A 22,518-nucleotide genomic window follows, 5' to 3' on the forward strand; every position below is an offset into this window, starting at 1 on the left:
AAGAGAATATCTGCGAAAGTTTTATCGGCGGCGTCAGCGGGGCCATGAGTGGCGCCGGTCGGAATCGGCCGGAGATGTCGTAAATCGGCTGTTGCGCGACGCAGTGGCTGCGTGGCTGGCGGGCGCTGGGAATTTTTTCGCGACATTACGCTGCGGGAAATGTCTGAAAGTCACTTCAACCTATCCTTTGTATCTGGCATCCATACAATTACCCGCCTAGGATACGCACAGGTTTTCAGGGAGCTTTTCAATGAACAAGACATTGGTTGTTAGTGCACTGAGCGCAGCGCTGTTGCTGGCCGGTTGTCAGTCGGTCAACACCACCAGCGGCGGCGCCGTCGGGGTGGAGCGCAAGCAGTACATGTTCAGCATGCTGTCCTCGCAAGAGGTCGACCAGATGTATGCCCAGTCTTATCAGAAAACTGTTGGCGAGGCGTCCAGCAAAGGTGTGCTGGACAAGACCAGCCCCGAGGCCAAGCGAGTGCAGGCGATTGCCAACCGTTTGATCGCCCAGGCGCCGAATTTCCGTCCGGATGCGGCGCAGTGGCAGTGGGAGGTCAATCTGATCAAGAGCGACGAACTCAACGCCAACTGCGGTCCCGGCGGCAAGATCATTTTCTACACCGGGCTGATCGACAGCCTGAAACTCACCGACGATGAAATCGCTGCGGTCATGGGCCATGAAATCGCCCACGCCTTGCGCGAGCACGGTCGTGAAGCGATGTCCAAGGCCTATGGCGTGGAAATGGCCAAGCAGGGCGCCGGTGCGTTGTTCGGTCTCGGTCAGGACAGCCTGGCCCTGGCCGACACCGTGGCCAACTACGGCATGACCTTGCCCAACAGCCGCGCCAACGAAAACGAAGCCGACCTGATCGGTCTGGAACTGGCCGCCCGCGCCGGCTACAACCCGAATGCCGCAATCACCCTGTGGGACAAGATGAGCAAGGCTTCGGAAGGTTCGCCGCCGGAGTTCATGAGCACCCACCCGGCCTCGACCAGCCGGATCGCCGCGTTGCAGGCAGCGATTCCGAAGGTCATGCCGCTCTACGAAAAAGCCCCGAAATCCTGAGTCAGTGATCGTTCCCACGCTCTGCGTGGGAACGATCTTTGAAGCAGCGGCAAGCTTCGAGCGGCAAGCTACAAGTCAAAGCAGATTCGCGTGGCTTGCAGCTTTCTCTTGAAGCTTGTAGCTAGAAGCTTGCAGCTGCTTCAAATCCAGCCACTGCTCTGCATCGCCTTGTACACCGCGACAATTGCCAGAATGAAAAACGCCGAAGCCGCGAGGCGACGGATCAAGGTCAGTGGCAGTTTGTCCGCCGCGAAATTACCCGCCAATACCACCGGCACGTTGGCAATCAGCATGCCCACGGTGGTGCCGATGATCACCAGCCACAATTCCGGATACTGCGCGGCGAGCATCACTGTGGCGATCTGTGTCTTGTCGCCGATTTCGGCAAGAAAGAATGCAATCAGCGTGGTCAGGAACGGGCCGAACTTGCGCGCCGTGCTGGCTTCGTCGTCATCGAGCTTGTCCGGTACCAGCGTCCACAGGGCTGTGGCGGCGAAGCTGGCGGCGAGAATCCAGTGCAGAACGCTGTCGGAGAAGAAACTGCCGAACCAGGCGCCGACCGCACCGGCTGCCGCGTGGTTAGCCAGGGTCGCGGCGACAATCCCGGCGATGATCGGCCAGGGTTTGCGGAAGCGAGCGGCCAGAATCAGCGCGAGCAGTTGCGTCTTGTCGCCGATTTCGGCCAAGGCAACGATTGCGGTGGGAACGAGTAACGAGTCCAGCATCAGGGATTTCCTAAGGGGCGGGTCGACACGGCTATGACACGTACAGCCTTCCCGCCCCGGGTAAGGTGTGCGTGTCATAGGTCTTGTCAAACCCTGCGATCCGTCTGGTGCGGACGCTTGGGTCGCATACGCCATGATCTGAGGATCAAGTATGTTGACGTATGCCGGACGAGCTTGGCGCTCGTGGGAGACTACTCCCCTAGGACGGAGCGGATTCTGCCTAGGCAAATCCGTTTGGGCAAGCGACTTTTTTCGAAGCGGTTTCAGCCGCGCTTGGCCCGATAGATTCGGAAACCGTTGCCTTCGGCCTTGATTGCACAGACGCCCAAGTGCTCTTCGATCAACGGCTGATACTTCAGGAAGCTGTTCGCGACCAAGCGCAGTTCGCCGCCGTTTTTCAGATGTTTCGCCGCTTTTCGCAGCAAGTTCTCGGTAGCGAAATAATCCGTGTGCACGCCGACATGGAACGGCGGGTTGCTCAAAATTGCGCTCAAACCCATCGGTGCAGCATCGATGCCATCGCCGGTCAGCACTTCGGCTTCGAGGCCATTGGCGGCGAGGGTCAGACGGCTGCTGGCGGCAGCGAATGCATCGACATCCAGCAACGTCACCTGATTGTGCGGATAGCGACGTTTGACCGCCGCACCGAGCACGCCGGCACCGCAACCGAAATCGAGCAGATGGCCGCTTGGCAGCTTGTCCAGATGCTCCAGCAACAGGGCGCTGCCGCGATCGAGGCGACCGTGGCTGAACACGCCCGGCAGGCTGATGACTTTCAGCGGGCCTTCGGCCAAGGGCAGTTCGTAGGTCTGCGCCAGGCTTTCCAGCGATTTGGTTTCAGGCGCATTGGCCACGGTGACCTGCCACAGTTGGCAATGCCGCGCGCTGTCGAGCTTGCGTGGTTTGCCGAACGGGTTGAGCTGTTTCGCCGCCCCTTCGATGCCGCTGCGTTTTTCCCCGACCAGAAACACCTCTCGACCGGCCAGACGTGAGGCGACGGCATTGAGAATGTAATCGGTCAGGTCCTTGGACTTGGGCAGAAACACCACGGCGCTGTCGAATTCACGCTGCGGGATGTTCACGCCAAAATCGCTGCGACCTTCGAAGCGGGCCTCCAGCGCGGCTTGATCGCCGGCGTGCCAGCACCAGCCAAAGGCATTCGGCAGGCGTCCGAGCAAGTCGTCGGCGGGCAAACCGGCGAGCAACAGCGAACCTTGAAACCATTCAGGCTGACGAAGCAGTACTTCACTGCGCGGATCCATAACTGCTCCTCGAAAAAAAAGTGCCGCAGTTTATCAACTGACGACCCGCAGCGCCTTAGCGCTGAAGAACGCCTGCGCGTTTTCACTGAGTTGGCCGACGATGCGCTGGCGTGCTTCGCGGCTGCCCCAGGCGTTGTGCGGGGTGACGATCAGGCGCGGAATGTCGTTTGCCAGCAGCGGATTGCCCTGAGCAGGCGGCTCGACACTCAGCACATCCGTCGCCGCGCCGCCCAGATGCCCGTTGCGCAAGGCATCGGCCAGCGCCTGCTCATCGATCAGGCCACCGCGTGCAGTGTTGACCACGAACGCGCCGGGTTTGAGCAAGGTCAGCTCGCGTGCACCGATGAAATGGCGGGTGTGTTCATTGAGCGGGCAGTGCAGAGTCAGGGCGTCGATCTGTGGCAGCAGTTCATCCAGTGGCACGCGGTCGGGGCGGGCAGGGCGCCCGGGAATCTGCCCGAGCAGCACGCGCATGCCGAACGCTTCGGCCAGCCGCGCCACGGCGCCGCCGAGTTCACCGTGACCGAGCAGGCCAAGGGTTTTGCCTTCGAGTTCAACAATCGGATAGTCGAGCAGGCAGAACTGCTTCGCCTGCTGCCAGCGACCTTCGCCGACGGCTTTCTGATAGTCGGCCAGACGTGTGGCGAGGTTGAGCAGCAGCATGATCGTGTGTTGCGCCACGGATGGCGTGCCGTAGCCCTGGCAGTTGCACACCGTGATGCCTTGCGCACGCGCGGCGGCGAGGTCGACGTTATTGGTGCCGGTGGCGCTGATCAGGATCAGTTTCAGTTGTGGGTTGGCCGCCATGGCGGCCGCCTCGATCACGACTTTGTTGGTGATCGCCACGCTGGCGCCGTGCAGGCGTTCGGCAACCTGCTGCGGCGTGGTCTGGGCGAACAGCTGTAGATCGCTGAAACAGTCGCGCAGTGGATTGAGGTCGAGGTCGCCGAGATCCAGCGACGGGTGATCGAGGAATACCGCGCGGTGCGTGTTCGTCATCAACTGTACCTTTTGTGCGAAGAGCGTAGGGCGTACTCTGCCGAGCCTACCAGATGAAACAAATTGATACGCCTTGCCGAAAGGAGCCCCCATGTACTGGACCGAGTTCTTGACCGTTGCATTGATTCACCTGCTGGCCGTCGCCAGTCCCGGCCCGGACTTTGCCGTGGTGGTGCGCGAGAGCGTGACCCACGGTCGTCGCGCCGGTACATGGACGGCACTGGGTGTCGGCACGGCGATTTTCCTGCACGTCGGTTATTCGCTGCTGGGCATCGGCCTGATCGTGTCGCAATCGATCGTGCTGTTCAACGCCTTGAAATGGGCCGCCGCCGCGTACTTGCTGTACATCGGCTTCAAGGCGTTGCGCGCGCAACCGGCGAAAACCGTGACGGATGATTTGCACAAGGAAGCGGGTGTGCGCACTGCGCGTGGCGCCTTCACTTCGGGGTTCGTGACCAACGGCCTGAACCCGAAAGCCACGCTGTTTTTCCTTTCGCTGTTCACCGTGGTGATCAACCCGCACACGCCTTTGGCAGTGCAGGCCGGTTACGGCGTTTACCTGGCCATGGCCACCGCGATCTGGTTCTGCCTGGTGGCAATGCTGTTCAGTCAGCAGCGCGTGCGTGCCGGTTTCGCCCGCATGGGCCACTGGTTCGATCGGACCATGGGCGCCGTGCTGATTGCTCTCGGCGTGAAAATCGCGTTGACCGAGATGCATTGAGTGGCGGGTGATTGATTCGAGTTTTAAGGCGCTTGGCAGACGGTAGCCCCTCACCCTGGCCCTCTCCCGAGGGAGAGGGGACCGATTGGGGGACGTTGGAGAAATACGCCGACATGAACGACTTTCTCCGCACCCACAATCGCCTCGGTCTTTCAGGTCGGCGTTTGGTTCGGCACAACTCGGTCAGTTCCCTCTCCTTTTGGGAGAGGGCTAGGGTGAGGGGCTTCTGAAGCGGTTGAGTTTTTGCCACCGGATGCTGGCTCAAAGCTAGCATTTGTACGGCTGTGCAAATCATTCCTTTGGCTGATTTGACTGTCCTGCAGGCGCACTAGAGTACGAATCTCTCCGCCAACACCGTGCAGTCAGAAAAGGGATTCTTATGTTGCAGACTCGCGTCATTCCCCCGGCCGACGGGGCCTACCAGTATCCATTGCTGATCAAACGGCTGCTGATGTCCGGCGCCCGGTACGAGAAAACCCGCGAGATCATCTACCGTGACCAGTTGCGCTACAGCTACCCGACGCTGATCGAGCGCGTCGCACGGCTGGCCAATGTGCTCACAGCGGCGGGTGTGAAGGCCGGTGACACGGTGGCGGTGATGGACTGGGACAGCCATCGTTATCTGGAATGCATGTTCGCGATCCCGATGATCGGCGCGGTGATCCATACCATCAACGTGCGCCTGTCGCCGGAGCAGATTCTCTATACGATGAACCACGCCGAGGACCGCTTCGTGCTGGTCAACAGCGAGTTCGTCGGCCTCTATCAAGCGATCGCGCCGCAGCTGACCACGGTCGAAAAAACCCTGCTGCTCACCGATCTGCCGGAAAAAACCGCCGAGCTGCCAAACCTGGTCGGCGAATACGAGCAATTGCTGGCTGCTGCGAGTCCGCAATACGACTTTCAGGACTTCGACGAAAACTCCGTCGCGACCACGTTCTACACCACCGGCACCACCGGTAATCCGAAGGGCGTGTACTTCACCCATCGGCAACTGGTCCTGCACACCATCGGCGTGTCGACGATCATGGGCTCGATCGACAGCGTGCGTCTGCTCGGCACTAACGACGTGTACATGCCGATCACCCCGATGTTCCACGTTCACGCCTGGGGCTTGCCTTATGTGGCGACCATGCTCGGGCTCAAACAGGTTTATCCGGGGCGTTACGATCCGGAGTTTCTTGTCGAGTTGTGGCGCAAGGAGAAAGTCACCTTTTCGCATTGCGTACCGACCATCCTGCAAATGCTGCTCAACGCCAAGGGCGCGCAAGGCGTCGATTTCGGCGGCTGGAAAATCGTCATCGGCGGCAGCGCACTGAATCGCTCCCTGTATGAGAACGCCAAGGCGCGGGGCATTCAGTTGACGGCGGCGTACGGCATGTCGGAAACCGGGCCGTTGGTCTCCTGCGCGCATCTTAACGATGAGCTGATGGCCGGCACGGAGGACGAACGCACCACGTACCGGATCAAGGCCGGTGTACCGGGACCTTTGGTCGAGGCAGCGATCATCGACGGCGAGGGCAACTTCCTCCCGGCCGACGGCGAAACCCAGGGCGAACTGGTGCTGCGCGCGCCGTGGCTCACCGAGGGCTATTTCAACGAGCCGCAGAAGGGCGCCGAACTGTGGAGCGGCGGCTGGCTGCACACCGGCGACGTCGCCACGCTCGACAGCATGGGGGTGATCGACATTCGTGACCGCATCAAGGATGTGATCAAGACTGGCGGCGAATGGATTTCGTCACTGGACCTCGAAGACCTGATCAGCCGTCACGTTGCGGTACGCGAAGTAGCAGTGGTGGGCATCGCCGATCCGCAGTGGGGCGAGCGCCCGTTTGCCCTGCTGGTGGTTCGCGAAGGCCATGAGATCGGCGCACGCGAGCTCAAGGAACACCTCAAGCCATTCGTCGAATTGGGGCATCTGAGCAAGTGGGCGATTCCGAGCCAGATCGCCCTTGTTACCGAAATTCCCAAGACCAGCGTCGGCAAGCTCGACAAGAAGCGTATCCGCCTCGACATCAGCGAGTGGCAGGCCAGCAACAGCACCTTCCTTTCGACACTTTGAGTGCCTGCTGGCGCGCCGAAACCGGCGCGCCAGACCCACCAAGCAAGCGCTTGGCTTGTGAAATCGAAAAAATCAGCCATCCTTGCCGTGCCGACTTGTGTCGGACTGGCGAAAGGACTGTTCCAGAGTGGTTGGCGACTGCAAATCACACTTTAGAGGGATCAAGCAGTACCCCCTGCTGGCTATAGTCCGCTCAAGGACTTTTTGAAAACGGAGCACACGCACTGATAGGGGCGAGCAACTTTGAAGCGGTTTCGGGCAGCCTTGGCTTCCGGCCCTTCACAGCGTTTTTGAAAGTACTCACTGCCATAACAATAATGCACATGGAGTAGCGTCGATGACCTCAGTAAACCAGTTCTGGCGCCGGGCGAAACTGCCTCTGGCAGTCAGTCTTGCCTCCTCGCTCGCCGGGCCCGCATTCGGCGTCAGTTTCAACGTCGGTGAAATCGAAGGCCAGTTCGACTCGTCCCTGTCGATCGGTGCCAGTTGGTCTACTCAGAGCCCGAACAAGAACCTCATCGGCGTTAACAACGGCGGCCACGGGCTGTCGCAGACTTCCGATGACGGCCACGCCAACTTCAAGAGCGGCGAAACCTTCTCGAAGATCTTCAAGGGTATCCATGACCTTGAATTGAAGTACGGCGACACCGGTGTGTTCGTGCGTGGCAAGTACTGGTACGACTTTGAATTGAAAGACGAGAGCCGTCAGTTCAAGGACATCAGCGACAGCAATCGCAAAGAGGGCGCCAAGTCCTCCGGCGGGCAGATCCTCGACGCCTTCGTCTACCACAACTACGCGATCGCCGATCAGCCAGGCTCCGTGCGTCTGGGCAAGCAGGTGGTCAGCTGGGGTGAAAGCACCTTCATCGGCGGCGGCATCAACTCGATCAACCCGATTGATGTGTCCGCGTTCCGTCGTCCCGGCGCCGAGATCAAGGAAGGCCTGATTCCGGTCAACATGTTCTACGTCTCGCAGAGCCTGACCGACAACCTCTCCGCCGAAGCTTTCTACCAGCTGGAATGGGACCAGACCGTTGTCGATAACTGCGGCACGTTCTTCTCACAGCCGGACATCGTCGCTGACGGTTGCGACAGCAACCTGCGTGTGCTGAACAAGCGTTCGCAGATTCCGGCCATTGCCCTTGGGCCTTTGGCGGGCGCAGGCGTCGATGTCAACCAGGAAGGCGTACTGGTGCGCCGCGGCCCGGATCGCGATGCCCGCGACAGCGGCCAGTACGGTGTGTCCTTCAAGTACATGTACGACCCGCTGGACACCGAATTCGGCGCCTACTTCATGAACTACCACAGCCGTGCGCCGATCTTCAGCGCAACGGGGGCGCCACAGTCGGTCTACAACACCGCCGCCGGCTTGCCGGGCCCGTTTGCCGCACTTGCGCCACTGCTGGTGGCGGGCAATTCGCAATACTTCATTGAATACCCTGAAGACATCCGCCTCTACGGCTTGAGCTTCTCCACTACCTTGCCTACCGGCACGGCGTGGAGCGGTGAGATCAGCTACCGTCCGAACGCACCGGTGCAACTGAACTCCACCGACATCCTGTTCGCTGGCGTACGTCCATTGGGTGGCGCGCTGACCAACGCTTCGCTGCTCACGGGTGTGCCGGGTCAGGATCTGCATGGTTACGAGCGCAAGGAAATCACTCAGATCCAGACGACCTTCACGCACTTCTTCGATCAGGTCATGGGCGCCAGCCGTCTGACCCTCGTCGGTGAAGTCGGCGCGACTTACGTCGGCGGCCTGGAAAGCCGTTCGGAAAAACGTTATGGCCGCGATCCGGTCTACGGTCCGGGCGAATTGCCGGCCACTGGCACCGCCAACACCTGCGCGAACATTCTCAACGCCAGCACCATCAACGGCGCAGGCCCGGGTTCGCCACAGAACAACCGCAGCCGCAATTGCGACAACGACGGTTTCACCACCTCGATGTCGTGGGGCTACCGTGGTCGCGCCATCTGGGAATACAACGACGTGTTTGCCGGGGTCAACCTCAAGCCGAACGTGGCCTGGTCCCACGACGTCAGCGGCTACTCGCCAGGCCCTGGCGGCAACTTCGAGGAAGGTCGCAAAGCGGTCAGCCTGGGCGTCGATGCCGAATATCAGAACACCTACACCGCGAGCCTGGCTTACACCAACTTCTTCGACGGCAAGTACACCACCGTGGATGACCGCGACTTCGTTGCGCTCAGCTTCGGCGTGAACTTCTAAGCACTGCATTTCAGGACGAACGAATTTATGAAAATAACAAAGAGTCTGTTCCACGCCGGTGTTCTGGGTCTGTCGCTGCTGGCGACCAGCGTCATGGCCGCGGTGCCTGCCGCTGAAGCTGACAAACTGGGTAAAAGCCTGACGCCGATGGGCGCGGAAATGGCCGGTAACGCCGACGGTTCGATCCCGGCCTGGAAACCGCTGCCGAAAAATGCCGGCAGTGTCGACAGCAAGGGCTTCCTGTCCAACCCTTACGCCAGTGAGCAGCCGCTGTTCACCATCACCGCCAAGGATGCCGACAAGTACAAGGACAAGCTTGCGCCGGGCCAGTACGCGATGTTCAAGCGCTACCCGGAAACCTTCAAGATGCCGGTCTACCCGTCCCATCGCGGCGCCACCGTGCCAGATGACGTGTTCGCGGCGATCAAGAAAAACGCCACCAGCACCAATCTGGTGTCGGGCGGCAACGGTCTGGAAAACTTCGATACCGCCGTGCCGTTCCCGATTCCGAAAACCGGCGTAGAAGTGATCTGGAACCACATCACCCGCTATCGCGGCGGCAGCGTGACCCGTCTGGTGACTCAGGCCACGCCGCAACCGAACGGCTCGTACAGCCTGGTGTACTTCCAGGACCAGTTCGTGTTCCGCGACAAGATGAAGGATTACGATCCGGCGAACCCGGGCAATATCCTGTTCTACTTCAAGCAGAAAGTGACCGCGCCGGCACGTCTGGCCGGTGGCGTACTGCTGGTGCACGAAACGCTCGATCAGGTCAAAGAACCACGTTCGGCGTGGGTCTACAACGCCGGTCAGCGTCGTGTGCGCCGCGCACCGCAAGTGTCCTATGACGGCCCGGGTACCGCGGCAGACGGCCTGCGTACCTCCGACAACCTCGACATGTACAACGGTGCGCCAGATCGCTACGACTGGAAGCTCGAAGGCAAGAAAGAGATGTACATCGCCTCCGACAGCTACAAGCTCGACGATCCGAAACTGAAGTACTCCGACATCATCAAGGCCGGCCACATCAACCAGGACCTGGCGCGTTACGAGTTGCGCCGCGTCTGGCATGTGACTGCGACGCTGAAGGAAGGCCAGCGCCACATTTACGCCAAGCGTGACTTCTACATTGACGAAGACACCTGGCAGGCCGCGGTGATCGACCACTATGACGGTCGTGGCCAACTGTGGCGTGTAGCCGAGGCGCATGCCGAAAACTACTACGACAAGCAAGTGCCGTGGTATGCGCTGGAAACCCTCTACGACCTGCAATCCGGCCGCTATCTGGCGCTGGGCATGAAGAACGAAGAGAAGAGTGCGTATGACTTCGGCTTCACCGCCACCACCAGCGACTTCACCCCGGCCGCTCTGCGTCAGGATGGTGTCCGCTAAACCGCGGTAAACCCGAGGCCGCATCCTCGTGAAAACGCCCCGACCGGTTCGGGGCGTTTTTGTGTCTGTAGTCTTTTTGTAGCCATTTGTAGCAGCAACCTTCATAACCGGTTCGATTAAGGCTAGGCTGCGGACATCTGCAACGCCGCCAACCGCCATTCGAACAAGAGCCGGCCATGACTGATCTGTCCCCGCTTCCGGGTCCTGCAAGTGCTGCCATCGCGGCATTGGAGGGGCGTTTTTTCCGCCCGCCACTGCCCGACGGCTACGTGCTGCGACCGCGTCTGTGCGAGCGTCTGCAAGCCGGGCTCGGCGGGCGTCTGCTGCTGGTCAGTGCTCCGGCGGGGTTCGGCAAGAGTTCGCTGGCGGTGGAATTCTGTCAAAGCCTGCCAGCGCACTGGCACAGCCTGTGGCTCGGTTTGAGCGCTCGTGACAGCGATCCCGGACGTTTTCTCGAGCGTCTACTCGAAGGCTTGCAAGACTATTATCCCGCCTTGGGCGCCGGCGCCCTCGGGCTGCTGAAAATGCGGCAGCGCCATCAGCCGTTCGCCTTCGAAGAATGGCTCGACGGCCTGCTCGATGAGCTGGCGCTGCACCTCGATCCCGCCGCACCGTTATTGCTGGTGCTCGATGATTACCATCTCGCCCAAGGCCCGGTGCTGGACCGTTGCCTGCAGTTTTTCCTCAATCACCTGCCCGATGGTTTGCTGGTGATGGTCACCAGCCGCCAGCGCCCGGACTGGCATCTGGCGCGCCTGCGCCTGTCGCGGCAGTTGCTCGAATTGCACGAGACGGATCTGCGCCTGACCCACGACGAAGCGTTGACGCTGCTCGATCGCCACAGCAGCTCGCTGCGCGGCGAAGCGCTGGAGAACCTGATCCAGCGCAGCGAAGGCTGGGTCGCCGGTTTGCGTTTCTGGCTGCTGGCAGTGTCCGAGGCGGGCAGCGATGCGGCGTTACCGCAAGCGCTGAACGGCGGGGAAGGGTTGATCCGCGATTATCTGCTCGAAGAAGTCATCGATTGCCTGCCGGCCGAGGTGCAAGCCTTTTGTATGACACCGCGCCGCAGGAGCGTTTCTGCAGCGAGTTGTGCGACGCGGTGCGCGAAGCCCATGACAGCGCCGAGATTTTGCGTTTCCTGCTGGCTCATCAGGTGTTTCTGGTGCCGCTCGACGAGCACGGGCACTGGTATCGCTATCACCATCTGTTTTCCGATTTGCTGCGCAGCCGTCCCCAGCACAGGCGCTGGTGCCGACTGCCACGCTGCACTTGCGTGCCTGCCGCTGGTTCAACGCGCAGGGCTTGCTCGACGAAGCCGTGGAGCAGGCACTGCGCGCCGGTCACCTCGATGTGGCGGCAAATCTGGTGCAGAACCTGTCCGAGGAACAGCTTCTGGCCGAGCAGAATGTCGGCATGCTGCTGCGCTGGAAGATGGACTTGCCCGACAGCCTGCTGATCAGCACGCCGCGGCTGATCGTTCTGTACAGCTGGGCACTGGGGCTGGCCTGTCAGCTCGATGCCGCCGAAGAGCTGTCCAGCCATCTGAGCCGCTTTCTGCCGGCGCCATCGGCCACCGCGCAAAAGTCGATGCTGGCGCAGTGGCTGGCGCTGAGCGGGATTATTGCCCGGGGGCGCGGCCATCGTGAATTGACGATCAGATACTGCACCGAAGCCCTGGAAAGCTTGCCGGCCAAGCGTTACGGGCAACGGTTGATGTGTTTGTCGACCCTGTCCAATCTGGCGATTGCCGACGGTGACCTGTGGCGCGCGCGCGGCCTCAACCGTGAATCACTTGAGCTGGCGCAGCGTGTTGGCAATCCACTGTTCGAAGCGCTCGCACATTACGACCGGGCGCGCGTTCTGCAATCGCGTGGCGAAATCCTCCGTGCGCTGGACGAAGTGCATCAGGGCCTGGAACGCCTGCGCGGCTTGTCGCCGCAACGCCTGTACGCCGTGCGCGCGCGGCTGACGTTGTACGAAGGTTTTCTGTTGGCGATGCGCTTGCAGCCCGACGCGGCGCGAATGCGCCTGCTGGCGGGCCTTGGCGAAGCCCGCGCCTGTCGCGATATCAGCGTGTTGATCGGTCATTGCGTGATTGCGCGTCTGGACGGTGCTACCGGCGAGTTCGCCAAAGCCTTCGCGGAACTGGCCGAAGCCGAACGCCTGATGCACATCTGGGACGTACCGCCGATCTACTATCTGGCGATGATCACGTTGGTCAAATGCGAGTTGTGGCTGGCGCAAGGGCGAACCGACCTGGCCGAAGCCTGGCTTGCTCGGTTGGGGCAGACCTATACCGGTGAGCGTGCGGCGGCGCCGCCGGAGTTTCATCCACAGTTGCCGCTGCATGTGGAATTGCAACAGGCATTGCTCGACCTGATTCAGGGGCAACCGATGCTCGCCGAAGGACGGCTGAACGTGCTGCATGAGAACGGCCAGCAGACCGGGCGGCAGTTGCTCAGCGTAATGGCGTTGACGCAGAAGGTGGCGTTGATGTTGACGGTGGGCCGTGAGCCGGAAGCCCGCAGAGCGCTGGGGCAAGCGCTGGAAGCGGCGACGGGAGGTGTGCTGCAACCGTTCGATAGCTTGTTGAAGAAATACGGTGACTGGTTACGCGGGCAGTTGCAGACATCTGCCTCTTTGTCAGGGCAACAGTTGCTGCAGCACTTTGCGCCTGTTGCAGCGCGTCAAATCCTCGAACCAGGCGCCACCGAGCAGCTGAGCAGCAGGGAGCTATCGGTATTACGCCTGATTGCTCAAGGTTGTTCGAATCAGGAAATCAGCGAGCAGTTGTTCATCTCGTTGCATACGGTGAAAACCCATGCCAGCCACATCAACAGCAAGCTGGGGGTTGAACGGCGTACTCAGGCGGTGGCACGGGCGAAGGCGTTGGGATTGCTGAGCTGACCTGAAGTCTGCAGAGTTGACGGACAAGCGCCCCGAACCGGTCAAGGCGCTTGTTTTTCATGACGCTGCCCCTGCTGTCCAAGGCGTGCTTAGGTGGAGGGCGTCAGGCCACCAGATCGCTGGCGCTGAAGTTGTTCACACCGACAAGCTGAATTTCAAAGTCCGCACCAACGTTGCCACTGACGTTGCCCGACAGCACGTGGTCGGCGAAACGCAGTTGGCCGGCACCTGTAAAGTCAGCATTACCAATAAAAGTGAACATATTGATTCCGTTAGTCATCAGGTTGGCATCAAACCCTCGCAAGTCGATTTTATCGCCTTCCATGCTACTGAAGTCGCTAATGAGGTCACGATCGGCACCCAGCCCCATTTCGCTAACGGCACTGAACCTGAAGGTGTCGGCACCTGCCCCGCCGATCATGGTGTCGGCGCCGGCATAGCCGTCGAGGATGTTGTTGCCGGCGTTACCGGTGAGGATGTTGTCCAGTGCGTTGCCGGCGAAGTTGAGGTTGCCGGTGCCCAGCAGCACCCCGTCTTCGACGTTTGCCGAAAGGGTATAGCTGACGCTGGTGCGCACCACGTCGCGGCCTTCGCCGGCCAGCTCGGTAACGATGTCGCTCTGGCTGTCGACGTAGTAGATGTCGTCGCCTTCACCGCCCATCAGAGTGTCGGTACCGGCGCCGCCATCGAGGGTGTCATTGCCTGCATAACCGGCAAGGATGTTGTTGCCGGCGTTACCGGTGAGGGTGTTATCGATTGCGTTGCCGGCGAAGTTGAGGTTGCCGGTGCCCAGCAGCACCCCGTCTTCGATGTTTGCCGAGAGGGTATAGCTGACGCTGGTGCGCACCACGTCGTGGCCTTCGCCAGTGGCTTCGACGATTTTGTCGCTCTGGCTGTCAACGTAATACAGGTCATCGCCGTCGCCGCCGATCATGGTATCGGCACCGGCATAGCCATCCAGTATGTTGTTGCCGGCATTGCCGGTGAGGGTGTTGTTGAGGGCGTTGCCGGCAAAGTTAAGGTTGCTGCTCCCAAGCAGCACCCCGTCCTCGACGTTGGCTGCCAAGGTATAGCTGACGGAAGAACGGATTACGTCATGACCTTCGCCAGCTGCTTCGATGATCTTGTCGCTCTGACTGTCGACGACGTAGGTATCGTCTCCTGCGCCACCGGTGAGGGTATCGATCCCGGCGCCGCCGTCAAGGATGTTGTTGCCAGCATTACCGGTGATGACGTTGTTGAGCGCGTTGCCGGTGCCGTTCAGGTTGTCGCTTGTGCGAAGAACGAGATTTTCCAGGTTGGCGCCCAGTGTCCAGTCCAGCGCAGCATAAACCGTATCGATCTCATTAAGCGCGGCGCTGCTCTCGACAATGACATCACCGACATTGTCGACGTAATAGGTATCGTTGCCCACCCCACCGATCATGGTGTCGGCGCCGGCGTAGCCGTCGAGGATGTTGTTGCCGGCGTTACCGGTGAGGATGTTGTCCAGTGCGTTGCCGGCGAAGTTGAGGTTGCCGGTGCCCAGCAGCACCCCGTCTTCGACGTTTGCCGAAAGGGTATAGCTGACGCTGGTGCGCACCACGTCGCGGCCTTCGCCGGCCAGCTCGGTAACGATGTCGCTCTGGCTGTCGACGTAGTAGATGTCGTCGCCTTCACCGCCCATCAGAGTGTCGGTACCGGCGCCGCCATCGAGGGTGTCATTGCCTGCATAACCGGCAAGGATGTTGTTGCCGGCGTTACCGGTGAGGGTGTTATCGATTGCGTTGCCGGCGAAGTTGAGGTTGCCGGTGCCCAGCAGCACCCCGTCTTCGATGTTTGCCGAGAGGGTATAGCTGACGCTGGTGCGCACCACGTCGTGGCCTTCGCCAGTGGCTTCGACGATTTTGTCGCTCTGGCTGTCAACGTAATACAGGTCATCGCCGTCGCCGCCGATCATGGTATCGGCACCGGCATAGCCATCCAGTATGTTGTTGCCGGCATTGCCGGTGAGGGTGTTGTTGAGGGCGTTGCCGGCAAAGTTAAGGTTGCTGCTCCCAAGCAGCACCCCGTCCTCGACGTTGGCTGCCAAGGTATAGCTGACGGAAGAACGGATTACGTCATGACCTTCGCCAGCTGCTTCGATGATCTTGTCGCTCTGACTGTCGACGACGTAGGTATCGTCTCCTGCGCCACCGGTGAGGGTATCGATCCCGGCGCCGCCGTCAAGGATGTTGTTGCCAGCATTACCGGTGATGACGTTGTTGAGCGCGTTGCCGGTGCCGTTCAGGTTGTCGCTTGTGCGAAGAACGAGATTTTCCAGGTTGGCGCCCAGTGTCCAGTCCAGCGCAGCATAAACCGTATCGATCTCATTAAGCGCGGCGCTGCTCTCGACAATGACATCACCGACATTGTCGACGTAATAGGTATCGTTGCCCACCCCACCGATCATGGTGTCGGCGCCGGCGTAGCCGTCGAGGATGTTGTTGCCGGCGTTACCGGTGAGGATGTTGTCCAGTGCGTTGCCGGCGAAGTTGAGGTTGCCGGTGCCCAGCAGCACCCCGTCTTCGACGTTTGCCGAGAGGGTATAGCTGACGCTGGTGCGCACCACGTCGTGGCCTTCGCCAGTGGCTTCGACGATTTTGTCGCTCTGGCTGTCAACGTAATACAGGTCATCGCCGTCGCCGCCGATCATGGTATCGGCACCGGCATAGCCATCCAGTATGTTGTTGCCGGCATTGCCGGTGAGGGTGTTGTTGAGGGCGTTGCCGGCAAAGTTAAGGTTGCTGCTCCCAAGCAGCACCCCGTCCTCGACGTTGGCTGCCAAGGTATAGCTGACGGAAGAACGGATTACGTCATGACCTTCGCCAGCTGCTTCGATGATCTTGTCGCTCTGACTGTCGACGACGTAGGTATCGTCTCCTGCGCCACCGGTGAGGGTATCGATCCCGGCGCCGCCGTCGAGGATGTTGTTGCCAGCATTACCGGTGATGACGTTGTTGAGCGCGTTGCCGGTGCCGTTCAGGTTGTCGCTTGTGCGAAGAACGAGGTTTTCCAGGTTGGCGCCCAGTGTCCAGTCCAGCGCAGCATAAACCGTATCGCTCTCATTAAGCGCGGCGCTGCTCTCGACAATGACATCACCGACATTGTCGACGTAATAGGTATCGTTGCCCACCCCACCGATCATGGTGTCGGCGCCGGCATAGCCGTCGAGGATGTTGTTGCCGGCGTTACCGGTGAGGATGTTGTCCAGTGCGTTGCCGGCGAAGTTGAGGTTGCCGGTGCCCAGCAGCACCCCGTCTTCGACGTTTGCCGAAAGGGTATAGCTGACGCTGGTGCGCACCACGTCGCGGCCTTCGCCGGCCAGCTCGGTAACGATGTCGCTCTGGCTGTCGACGTAGTAGATGTCGTCGCCTTCACCGCCCATCAGAGTGTCGGTACCGGCGCCGCCATCGAGGGTGTCATTGCCTGCATAACCGGCAAGGATGTTGTTGCCGGCGTTACCGGTGAGGGTGTTATCGATTGCGTTGCCGGCGAAGTTGAGGTTGCCGGTGCCCAGCAGCACCCCGTCTTCGATGTTTGCCGAGAGGGTATAGCTGACGCTGGTGCGCACCACGTCGTGGCCTTCGCCAGTGGCTTCGACGATTTTGTCGCTCTGGCTGTCAACGTAATACAGGTCATCGCCGTCGCCGCCGATCATGGTATCGGCACCGGCATAGCCATCCAGTATGTTGTTGCCGGCATTGCCGGTGAGGGTGTTGTTGAGGGCGTTGCCGGCAAAGTTAAGGTTGCTGCTCCCAAGCAGCACCCCGTCCTCGACGTTGGCTGCCAAGGTATAGCTGACGGAAGAACGGATTACGTCATGACCTTCGCCAGCTGCTTCGATGATCTTGTCGCTCTGACTGTCGACGACGTAGGTATCGTCTCCTGCGCCACCGGTGAGGGTATCGATCCCGGCGCCGCCGTCAAGGATGTTGTTGCCAGCATTACCGGTGATGACGTTGTTGAGCGCGTTGCCGGTGCCGTTCAGGTTGTCGCTTGTGCGAAGAACGAGATTTTCCAGGTTGGCGCCCAGTGTCCAGTCCAGCGCAGCATAAACCGTATCGATCTCATTAAGCGCGGCGCTGCTCTCGACAATGACATCACCGACATTGTCGACGTAATAGGTATCGTTGCCCGCCCCACCGATCATGGTGTCGGCGCCGGCGTAGCCGTCGAGGATGTTGTTGCCGGCGTTGCCAGTGAGGACGTTGTCCAGTGCGTTGCCGGCGAAGTTGAGATTGCCGGTGCCCAGCAGCACCCCGTCTTCGACGTTTGCCGAGAGGGTATAGCTGACGCTGGTGCGCACCACGTCGTGGCCTTCGCCAGTGGCTTCGACGATTTTGTCGCTCTGGCTGTCAACGTAATACAGGTCATCGCCGTCGCCGCCGATCATGGTATCGGCACCGGCATAGCCATCCAGTATGTTGTTGCCGGCATTGCCGGTGAGGGTGTTGTTGAGAGCGTTGCCGGATCCGTTAAGGTTGGCACTGCCCTGAAGAACAAGCTTTTCCAGATTGGCTCCCAGTGTCCAACTGACTGTCGCTTGTACGGTATCGATTCCACTGTTTGCGGAAGCGGTTTCGATGATCGCGTCCTGGGTATTATCTACCCGGTAGATGTCATTTCCGTCCCCGCCAATCAAGGTGTCGGCGCCGGTGCCTCCGTCAAGAATGTTTTCACCGAGGTTACCTGTGAGCGTGTTGGCAACACTATTGCCAGTGATGTCTATATTGCCGTTGCCGAGCAGCACACCATCTTCAACATTGTCCATCAAGGTATAACTAATGGATGTGCGGATGACGTCGCGACCTTCACCGATTGCTTCGACAACCACATCACTCTTGCTATCGATAACATAAGTATCGTTGCCGGTGCCACCAATCAGGGTGTCGGCTCCAGCGCCGCCATCGAGCGTGTCATTGCCGGCGCCGCCATCGAGGATGTTGTTGCCAGCATTACCGGTGATGACGTTGTTGAGCGCGTTGCCGGTGCCGTTCAGGTTGTCGCTTGTGCGAAGAACGAGATTTTCCAGGTTGGCGCCCAGTGTCCAGTCCAGCGCAGCATAAACCGTATCGATCTCATTAAGCGCGGCGCTGCTCTCGACAATGACATCACCGACATTGTCGACGTAATAGGTATCGTTGCCCACCCCACCGATCATGGTGTCGGCGCCGGCGTAGCCGTCGAGGATGTTGTTGCCGGCGTTACCGGTGAGGATGTTGTCCAGTGCGTTGCCGGCGAAGTTGAGGTTGCCGGTGCCCAGCAGCACCCCGTCTTCGACGTTTGCCGAAAGGGTATAGCTGACGCTGGTGCGCACCACGTCGCGGCCTTCGCCGGCCAGCTCGGTAACGATGTCGCTCTGGCTGTCGACGTAGTAGATGTCGTCGCCTTCACCGCCCATCAGAGTGTCGGTACCGGCGCCGCCATCGAGGATGTCATTGCCTGCATAACCGGCAAGGATGTTGTTGCCGGCGTTACCGGTGAGGGTGTTATCGATTGCGTTGCCGGCGAAGTTGAGGTTGCCGGTGCCCAGCAGCACCCCGTCTTCGATGTTTGCCGAGAGGGTATAGCTGACGCTGGTGCGCACCACGTCGTGGCCTTCGCCAGTGGCTTCCACAACCTTATCGGCCTGACTGTCTACTACATAGGTGTCGTCACCTATTCCGCCGATAAGTGTGTCGGTGCCCAGCCCACCATCCAGAATATCCGAGCCAGCCCCCGCAGTTAATACGTTATCCAGTTGATTACCCGTCAATACGTCATCAAATGCTGTGCCAATCGCGTTTTCAATTTCCGCTCCGTACGCAATCGCCAATCCGTCATTGACGGAAATGTTGTAATTCAGATCAGTGAAAACCTTGCCGATATTGCTATAGCTGCCTTCATTTAAATTGATGTTGACGGCCGTCAACTGGTTACTTGCGTCAATGGTATCGTTTCCGCCTGCATCCCAAATGGTTTCGAAGATGGATTGACTGGCGTCCCACTTGTACACGGTGTCGCCGGCCTGCCAGAGCATATTGGCGCCGTAAAGGCTCTGAATCGCAAGGATGTCCAGCACCATCGGCGTCGTTGGTTGGTAGGAGTAGTTGTTGTTGTAGCTCATTACCGTGAAGTGCACATCGTCGAGCAATGGGTTGAGCACGGTATTGTTAGTGGCGCTGGTATCAAAGGGATGTTTGAGGCCCAGCGCATGGCCGATTTCATGAACGAAAGTCAGGAAGTCATAAGAGCCCTTTGATGGGTTCGGATCGCTGGTTTGAGGACCGATCCACACGTCTCCAGATACAGGCAGATTATCGGGAAAATAGGCCCAGGCTGCTGTTCTGTCATCCATCCATCTATAACCACCGAAGCGCAGATCGCCGACGTTGTCATAATTGTCACTGGTCAGCGTGAAAGTGAGAGGAGCAACAGCACTCCATGCGGCCAAGGCACTGACAACTGCGTTTTTCTGCGTGTCTGTCAATTCGTAAAGCGCCCTGTTTTCACGATCTGCGCTATAGAGCGGAGCGAAGCTAGAGGTGCCCGGCACCATGAAGCTGTAACTGAGTTCCGTCGCTCCACCGAATGGCCAGTTGTTTCCTAGCCAATAATTACCCGCAATAAGGCTGTCAACGATAGCGTTGCCAGTTAGCGAGGCGGGAAGTGCGAAGGTGAATGTCTTGGGAGTCGGCATGGAGTATTTCCTGAATGCGCTGCGGCCCTTCCTGAATGCGGCCGCTACAAAAACCACGATTTTGCATCAGACTTGAGAAATTTGACATCATATGGCCATTATTTTCAGATTAATGGCGCCAAATAAACGACCTGGCGTTTTGTATCGGCCTTTGCGTCAATTTCCTGAAGAGCGCTTAATTGCCACTTGTCGAGGATTCATATGCCTGCTTTACCCCCTCAGCTTATCCGCGAAACCTTCCCCGTAGGCCCGCTCCAGTGCAACTGCACAATCATCGGCGACCCGATCACCAAAAAAGCCATCGTCGTCGACCCCGGCGGCAACCCGGACCTGATCATGGCGCGCCTCGATGCGCATGGCCTGAAGGTCGTCAGCATCATCCACACCCACGCCCATCTCGATCACTTCCTCGCTTCCGGGCAGATGAAAGAAAAAACCGGCGCGACCCTGCATCTGCACAAGGACGACCAGTTCCTCTGGGACAACCTCGAGATGCAATGCCAGATGTTCGGCGTGCCTTACACGCCGGTGCCAGCACCGGACCGCTGGTTGAGCGACGATGAAGAACTGGCTTGCGGCTGCGGCGTGGCATTGCATACGCCGGGACATACGCCAGGTTCCATGAGCTTCTGGTTTTCCGAGGCTAAGCTGTTGATAGCCGGCGACACGCTGTTTCGTCGCGGGGTAGGGCGTACGGATTTGTGGGGCGGCGATCAGGCGACCATCGTGCGTTCAATCAAGCAGCGGTTGTATACGCTGGATGAGGACGCGACAGTAGTGACCGGACATGGTCCGGACACACGCTTGGGCGACGAGATGCGTGAGAACCCGTTTGTGCGTGCCTGAATTTTTTGTCACGGGTGTGCGGCGGAATTTTTGGGCATTGTCATGATCCAACGCCCGCACGGGTCCATTCATCGATGGCCGCTGCACCATAGAATGCAAAAAAGTAGGAGCTCTCCATGTTCACCACGCGTCGTTTGATTATTGTCGCTACTGCCGTGGCCGTGCTGTCCGGCTGCGCCTCGCCTAACCCGTATGACAATCAGGGGCAGGCCGACGGTGGCTCGCAAGGCATGAGCAAAACCGCCAAATACGGTGGCCTCGGTGCCTTGGCCGGCGCGCTCGCCGGTGCTGCGATCGGTCACGATAACCGTGGCAAGGGCGCGTTGATCGGCGCCGCCGTCGTCGGTGCCTCGGCTGCCGGTTACGGTTATTACGCCGACCAGCAGGAGAAGAAACTGCGCGCGAGCATGGCCAACACTGGCGTTGAAGTGCAGCGCCAGGGCGATCAGATCAAGCTGATCATGCCGGGCAACATCACCTTCGCGACTGATTCGGCGAACATCGCTTCGAGCTTCTACCAACCGTTGAACAACCTGGCCAACTCGCTGAAAGAGTTCAACCAGAACCAGATCGAAATCGTCGGCTACACCGACAGCACTGGCAGCCGCCAGCACAACATGGACCTGTCCCAGCGTCGTGCGCAAAGCGTGGCGACCTACCTGACTTCGCAAGGCGTCAGCGGTGCCAACCTGTCGGCCCGTGGTGCCGGCCCGGATAATCCGATTGCCAGCAACGGTGACGTCAATGGCCGCGCGCAGAACCGCCGGGTTGAAGTCAACCTGAAGGCGATTCCGGGTCAGCAGTATGGTGGTCAGCAGCAACAGCCGGGTACGGTGCAGCAGTATCCGTAAACGGTTGCCTGAATGAAGAAATGCCCGGTCCTGTGACCGGGCATTTTTTTGTGTCGCCTGTTATGGCCCCATCGCGAGCAGGCTCACTCCTACATCTTGAAATGCATTCCCCTGTAGGAGTGAGCCTGCTCGCGATGGCGATAAAATGGGCACCACAAAATCATCAGACACAAAAAAGCCCCCGGACATATCACTGTCCAGGGGCTTCTTGTCTGTCGCTGCGACTGCTTACTTCTTCAACCCATAATGCTCATCGAGCATGCCCGGCGAGTTCGGGCTCTTCGGTGCGTAATCACGCGGTGGTTCCTGATCGCGCGGCGGCGTCAGGCGCTCACGCGGTGCCTGCGCGGCATCCGCATGCAGGGCGGCGATCAGGCGCTGGCGGGTCTGCTCGTCAAGGGCCAGACGGTTGGCGCCCTCGGCAAGATGATCCTGCACTTCCTGATAGCTCTGAGTGAGCTTCTTGACCAGCATCGCGGTGCTGTTGAAGTGCGTAACCACCTCGTTTTGATAACTGTCGAAACGCTCCTGGATATCATCCAGTTGACGCTGCGTACGGCTCGGTGCGGCGTTCGGCGCAACGCGCGCGATCAGGAATCCAATGGCGACACCCACAACCAGGGCAAGAGTCGGTAACAACCAAACTAAGAGCGAGTGTTCCACGAGTCCTTCCTCTATAAACGGCTTTGCTTTACGTTAACGGCTCGAACCTGCGCTGTATACCGCGATTCACTCGCAATAGATCGGCACAGACAAT

The 22,518-nt window shown here is 59.6% G+C and carries 13 protein-coding genes, 1 pseudogene and 1 riboswitch; of the genes and pseudogenes, 9 read left to right on the forward strand and 5 right to left on the reverse strand.

The features are described from left to right. The first annotated feature begins 250 nt into the window (after window positions 1-250). The gene (locus M0746_RS01855) at window positions 251-1,069 is read left to right on the forward strand and encodes a M48 family metallopeptidase (protein ID WP_258448045.1); all 819 of its coding nucleotides are present in this window, start codon (window positions 251-253) and stop codon (window positions 1,067-1,069) included. A gap of 140 nt (window positions 1,070-1,209) precedes the next feature. Here M0746_RS01855 and M0746_RS01860 read toward each other — a convergent pair whose 3' ends face one another. From M0746_RS01860 to M0746_RS01870, 3 genes are all read right to left on the reverse strand, one after another. Beyond that, window positions 1,210-1,794, reverse strand: a complete 585-nt coding sequence (locus M0746_RS01860) for a TMEM165/GDT1 family protein (RefSeq protein WP_258448046.1) — start codon at window positions 1,792-1,794, stop codon at window positions 1,210-1,212. 88 nt (window positions 1,795-1,882) lie between these two features. After that, window positions 1,883-2,007, reverse strand: a riboswitch (yybP-ykoY riboswitch). Window positions 2,008-2,057: 50 nt separating this feature from the next. After that, window positions 2,058-3,056, reverse strand: coding sequence for a class I SAM-dependent methyltransferase (locus M0746_RS01865; RefSeq protein WP_258448047.1), 999 nt, complete (start codon window positions 3,054-3,056; stop codon window positions 2,058-2,060). Window positions 3,057-3,089: 33 nt separating this feature from the next. Continuing rightward, window positions 3,090-4,055: a 2-hydroxyacid dehydrogenase gene (locus tag M0746_RS01870; protein WP_258448048.1), complete on the reverse strand. Its 966-nt coding sequence runs from the start codon at window positions 4,053-4,055 to the stop codon at window positions 3,090-3,092. A gap of 91 nt (window positions 4,056-4,146) precedes the next feature. Between M0746_RS01870 and M0746_RS01875 the strand changes: the two genes are divergently transcribed. The 6 genes from M0746_RS01875 (at window position 4,147) to M0746_RS29355 (ending at window position 13,364) form a co-directional block, all read left to right on the forward strand. Then, a complete protein-coding gene (locus M0746_RS01875; RefSeq protein ID WP_258448049.1) occupies window positions 4,147-4,776 on the forward strand; it encodes a LysE family translocator in 630 nt (209 codons plus the stop codon). A gap of 379 nt (window positions 4,777-5,155) precedes the next feature. Next, a complete protein-coding gene (locus M0746_RS01880) occupies window positions 5,156-6,838 on the forward strand; it encodes a fatty acid--CoA ligase (protein WP_258448050.1) in 1,683 nt (560 codons plus the stop codon). 337 nt (window positions 6,839-7,175) lie between these two features. Further along, complete coding sequence (locus M0746_RS01885) at window positions 7,176-9,065, forward strand: DUF1302 domain-containing protein (protein ID WP_258448051.1); 1,890 nt, start codon at window positions 7,176-7,178, stop codon at window positions 9,063-9,065. Between the two features lie 27 nt (window positions 9,066-9,092). Beyond that, on the forward strand, window positions 9,093-10,457 hold the full coding sequence (locus M0746_RS01890; RefSeq protein ID WP_258448052.1) for a DUF1329 domain-containing protein: 1,365 nt from the start codon (window positions 9,093-9,095) through the stop codon (window positions 10,455-10,457). 176 nt (window positions 10,458-10,633) lie between these two features. Beyond that, window positions 10,634-12,103: a hypothetical protein gene (locus tag M0746_RS29350; RefSeq protein ID WP_446731327.1), complete on the forward strand. Its 1,470-nt coding sequence runs from the start codon at window positions 10,634-10,636 to the stop codon at window positions 12,101-12,103. Then, the gene (locus M0746_RS29355) at window positions 12,045-13,364 is read left to right on the forward strand and encodes a LuxR C-terminal-related transcriptional regulator (RefSeq protein WP_446731313.1); all 1,320 of its coding nucleotides are present in this window, start codon (window positions 12,045-12,047) and stop codon (window positions 13,362-13,364) included. Before M0746_RS29350 ends, M0746_RS29355 begins: the two co-directional genes overlap by 59 nt. Before the next feature lie 103 nt (window positions 13,365-13,467). On the opposite strand, the pseudogene M0746_RS28995 reads toward M0746_RS29355, so the two are convergent. Further along, window positions 13,468-19,851 (reverse strand): annotated as a pseudogene (locus M0746_RS28995) (matrixin family metalloprotease); the annotation flags it as partial. A 414-nt stretch (window positions 19,852-20,265) separates the two neighbouring features. Here M0746_RS28995 and M0746_RS01925 point away from each other — a divergent pair. Together M0746_RS01925 and M0746_RS01930 are read left to right on the forward strand one after the other, a co-directional pair. After that, entirely contained in the window at window positions 20,266-20,910 is a 645-nt protein-coding gene (locus M0746_RS01925; RefSeq protein WP_258448053.1) for an MBL fold metallo-hydrolase, read from the forward strand. A 116-nt stretch (window positions 20,911-21,026) separates the two neighbouring features. After that, window positions 21,027-21,761, forward strand: a complete 735-nt coding sequence (locus M0746_RS01930) for an OmpA family protein (RefSeq protein WP_016773250.1) — start codon at window positions 21,027-21,029, stop codon at window positions 21,759-21,761. Between the two features lie 228 nt (window positions 21,762-21,989). Here the strand turns inward: M0746_RS01930 and M0746_RS01935 are convergent, their stop codons facing one another. Further along, window positions 21,990-22,424 carry a YhcB family protein gene (locus M0746_RS01935; RefSeq protein WP_016773251.1) on the reverse strand — a complete coding sequence of 145 codons (435 nt, stop codon included), beginning with the start codon at window positions 22,422-22,424 and terminating at the stop codon, window positions 21,990-21,992. Between the last annotated feature and the right edge of the window lie 94 nt (window positions 22,425-22,518).

The sequence above is a fragment of the Pseudomonas sp. S11P7 genome, from assembly GCF_023195435.1.
Classification (GTDB): Bacteria; Pseudomonadota; Gammaproteobacteria; order Pseudomonadales; family Pseudomonadaceae; genus Aquipseudomonas; species Aquipseudomonas fluorescens_G.

Excerpts from the sequence above, each read along its gene's own strand:
- M0746_RS01855 (WP_258448045.1), top strand. The coding sequence starts at position 251 with ATGAACAAGACATTGGTTGTTAGTGCACTGAGCGCAGCGCTGTTGCTG.
- M0746_RS01860 (WP_258448046.1), bottom strand. The coding sequence starts at position 1,794 with ATGCTGGACTCGTTACTCGTTCCCACCGCAATCGTTGCCTTGGCCGAA.
- M0746_RS01865 (WP_258448047.1), bottom strand. The coding sequence starts at position 3,056 with ATGGATCCGCGCAGTGAAGTACTGCTTCGTCAGCCTGAATGGTTTCAA.
- M0746_RS01870 (WP_258448048.1), bottom strand. The coding sequence starts at position 4,055 with ATGACGAACACGCACCGCGCGGTATTCCTCGATCACCCGTCGCTGGAT.
- M0746_RS01875 (WP_258448049.1), top strand. The coding sequence starts at position 4,147 with ATGTACTGGACCGAGTTCTTGACCGTTGCATTGATTCACCTGCTGGCC.
- M0746_RS01880 (WP_258448050.1), top strand. The coding sequence starts at position 5,156 with ATGTTGCAGACTCGCGTCATTCCCCCGGCCGACGGGGCCTACCAGTAT.
- M0746_RS01885 (WP_258448051.1), top strand. The coding sequence starts at position 7,176 with ATGACCTCAGTAAACCAGTTCTGGCGCCGGGCGAAACTGCCTCTGGCA.
- M0746_RS01890 (WP_258448052.1), top strand. The coding sequence starts at position 9,093 with ATGAAAATAACAAAGAGTCTGTTCCACGCCGGTGTTCTGGGTCTGTCG.
- M0746_RS29350 (WP_446731327.1), top strand. The coding sequence starts at position 10,634 with ATGACTGATCTGTCCCCGCTTCCGGGTCCTGCAAGTGCTGCCATCGCG.
- M0746_RS29355 (WP_446731313.1), top strand. The coding sequence starts at position 12,045 with ATGCTGGCGCAGTGGCTGGCGCTGAGCGGGATTATTGCCCGGGGGCGC.
- M0746_RS01925 (WP_258448053.1), top strand. The coding sequence starts at position 20,266 with ATGCCTGCTTTACCCCCTCAGCTTATCCGCGAAACCTTCCCCGTAGGC.
- M0746_RS01930 (WP_016773250.1), top strand. The coding sequence starts at position 21,027 with ATGTTCACCACGCGTCGTTTGATTATTGTCGCTACTGCCGTGGCCGTG.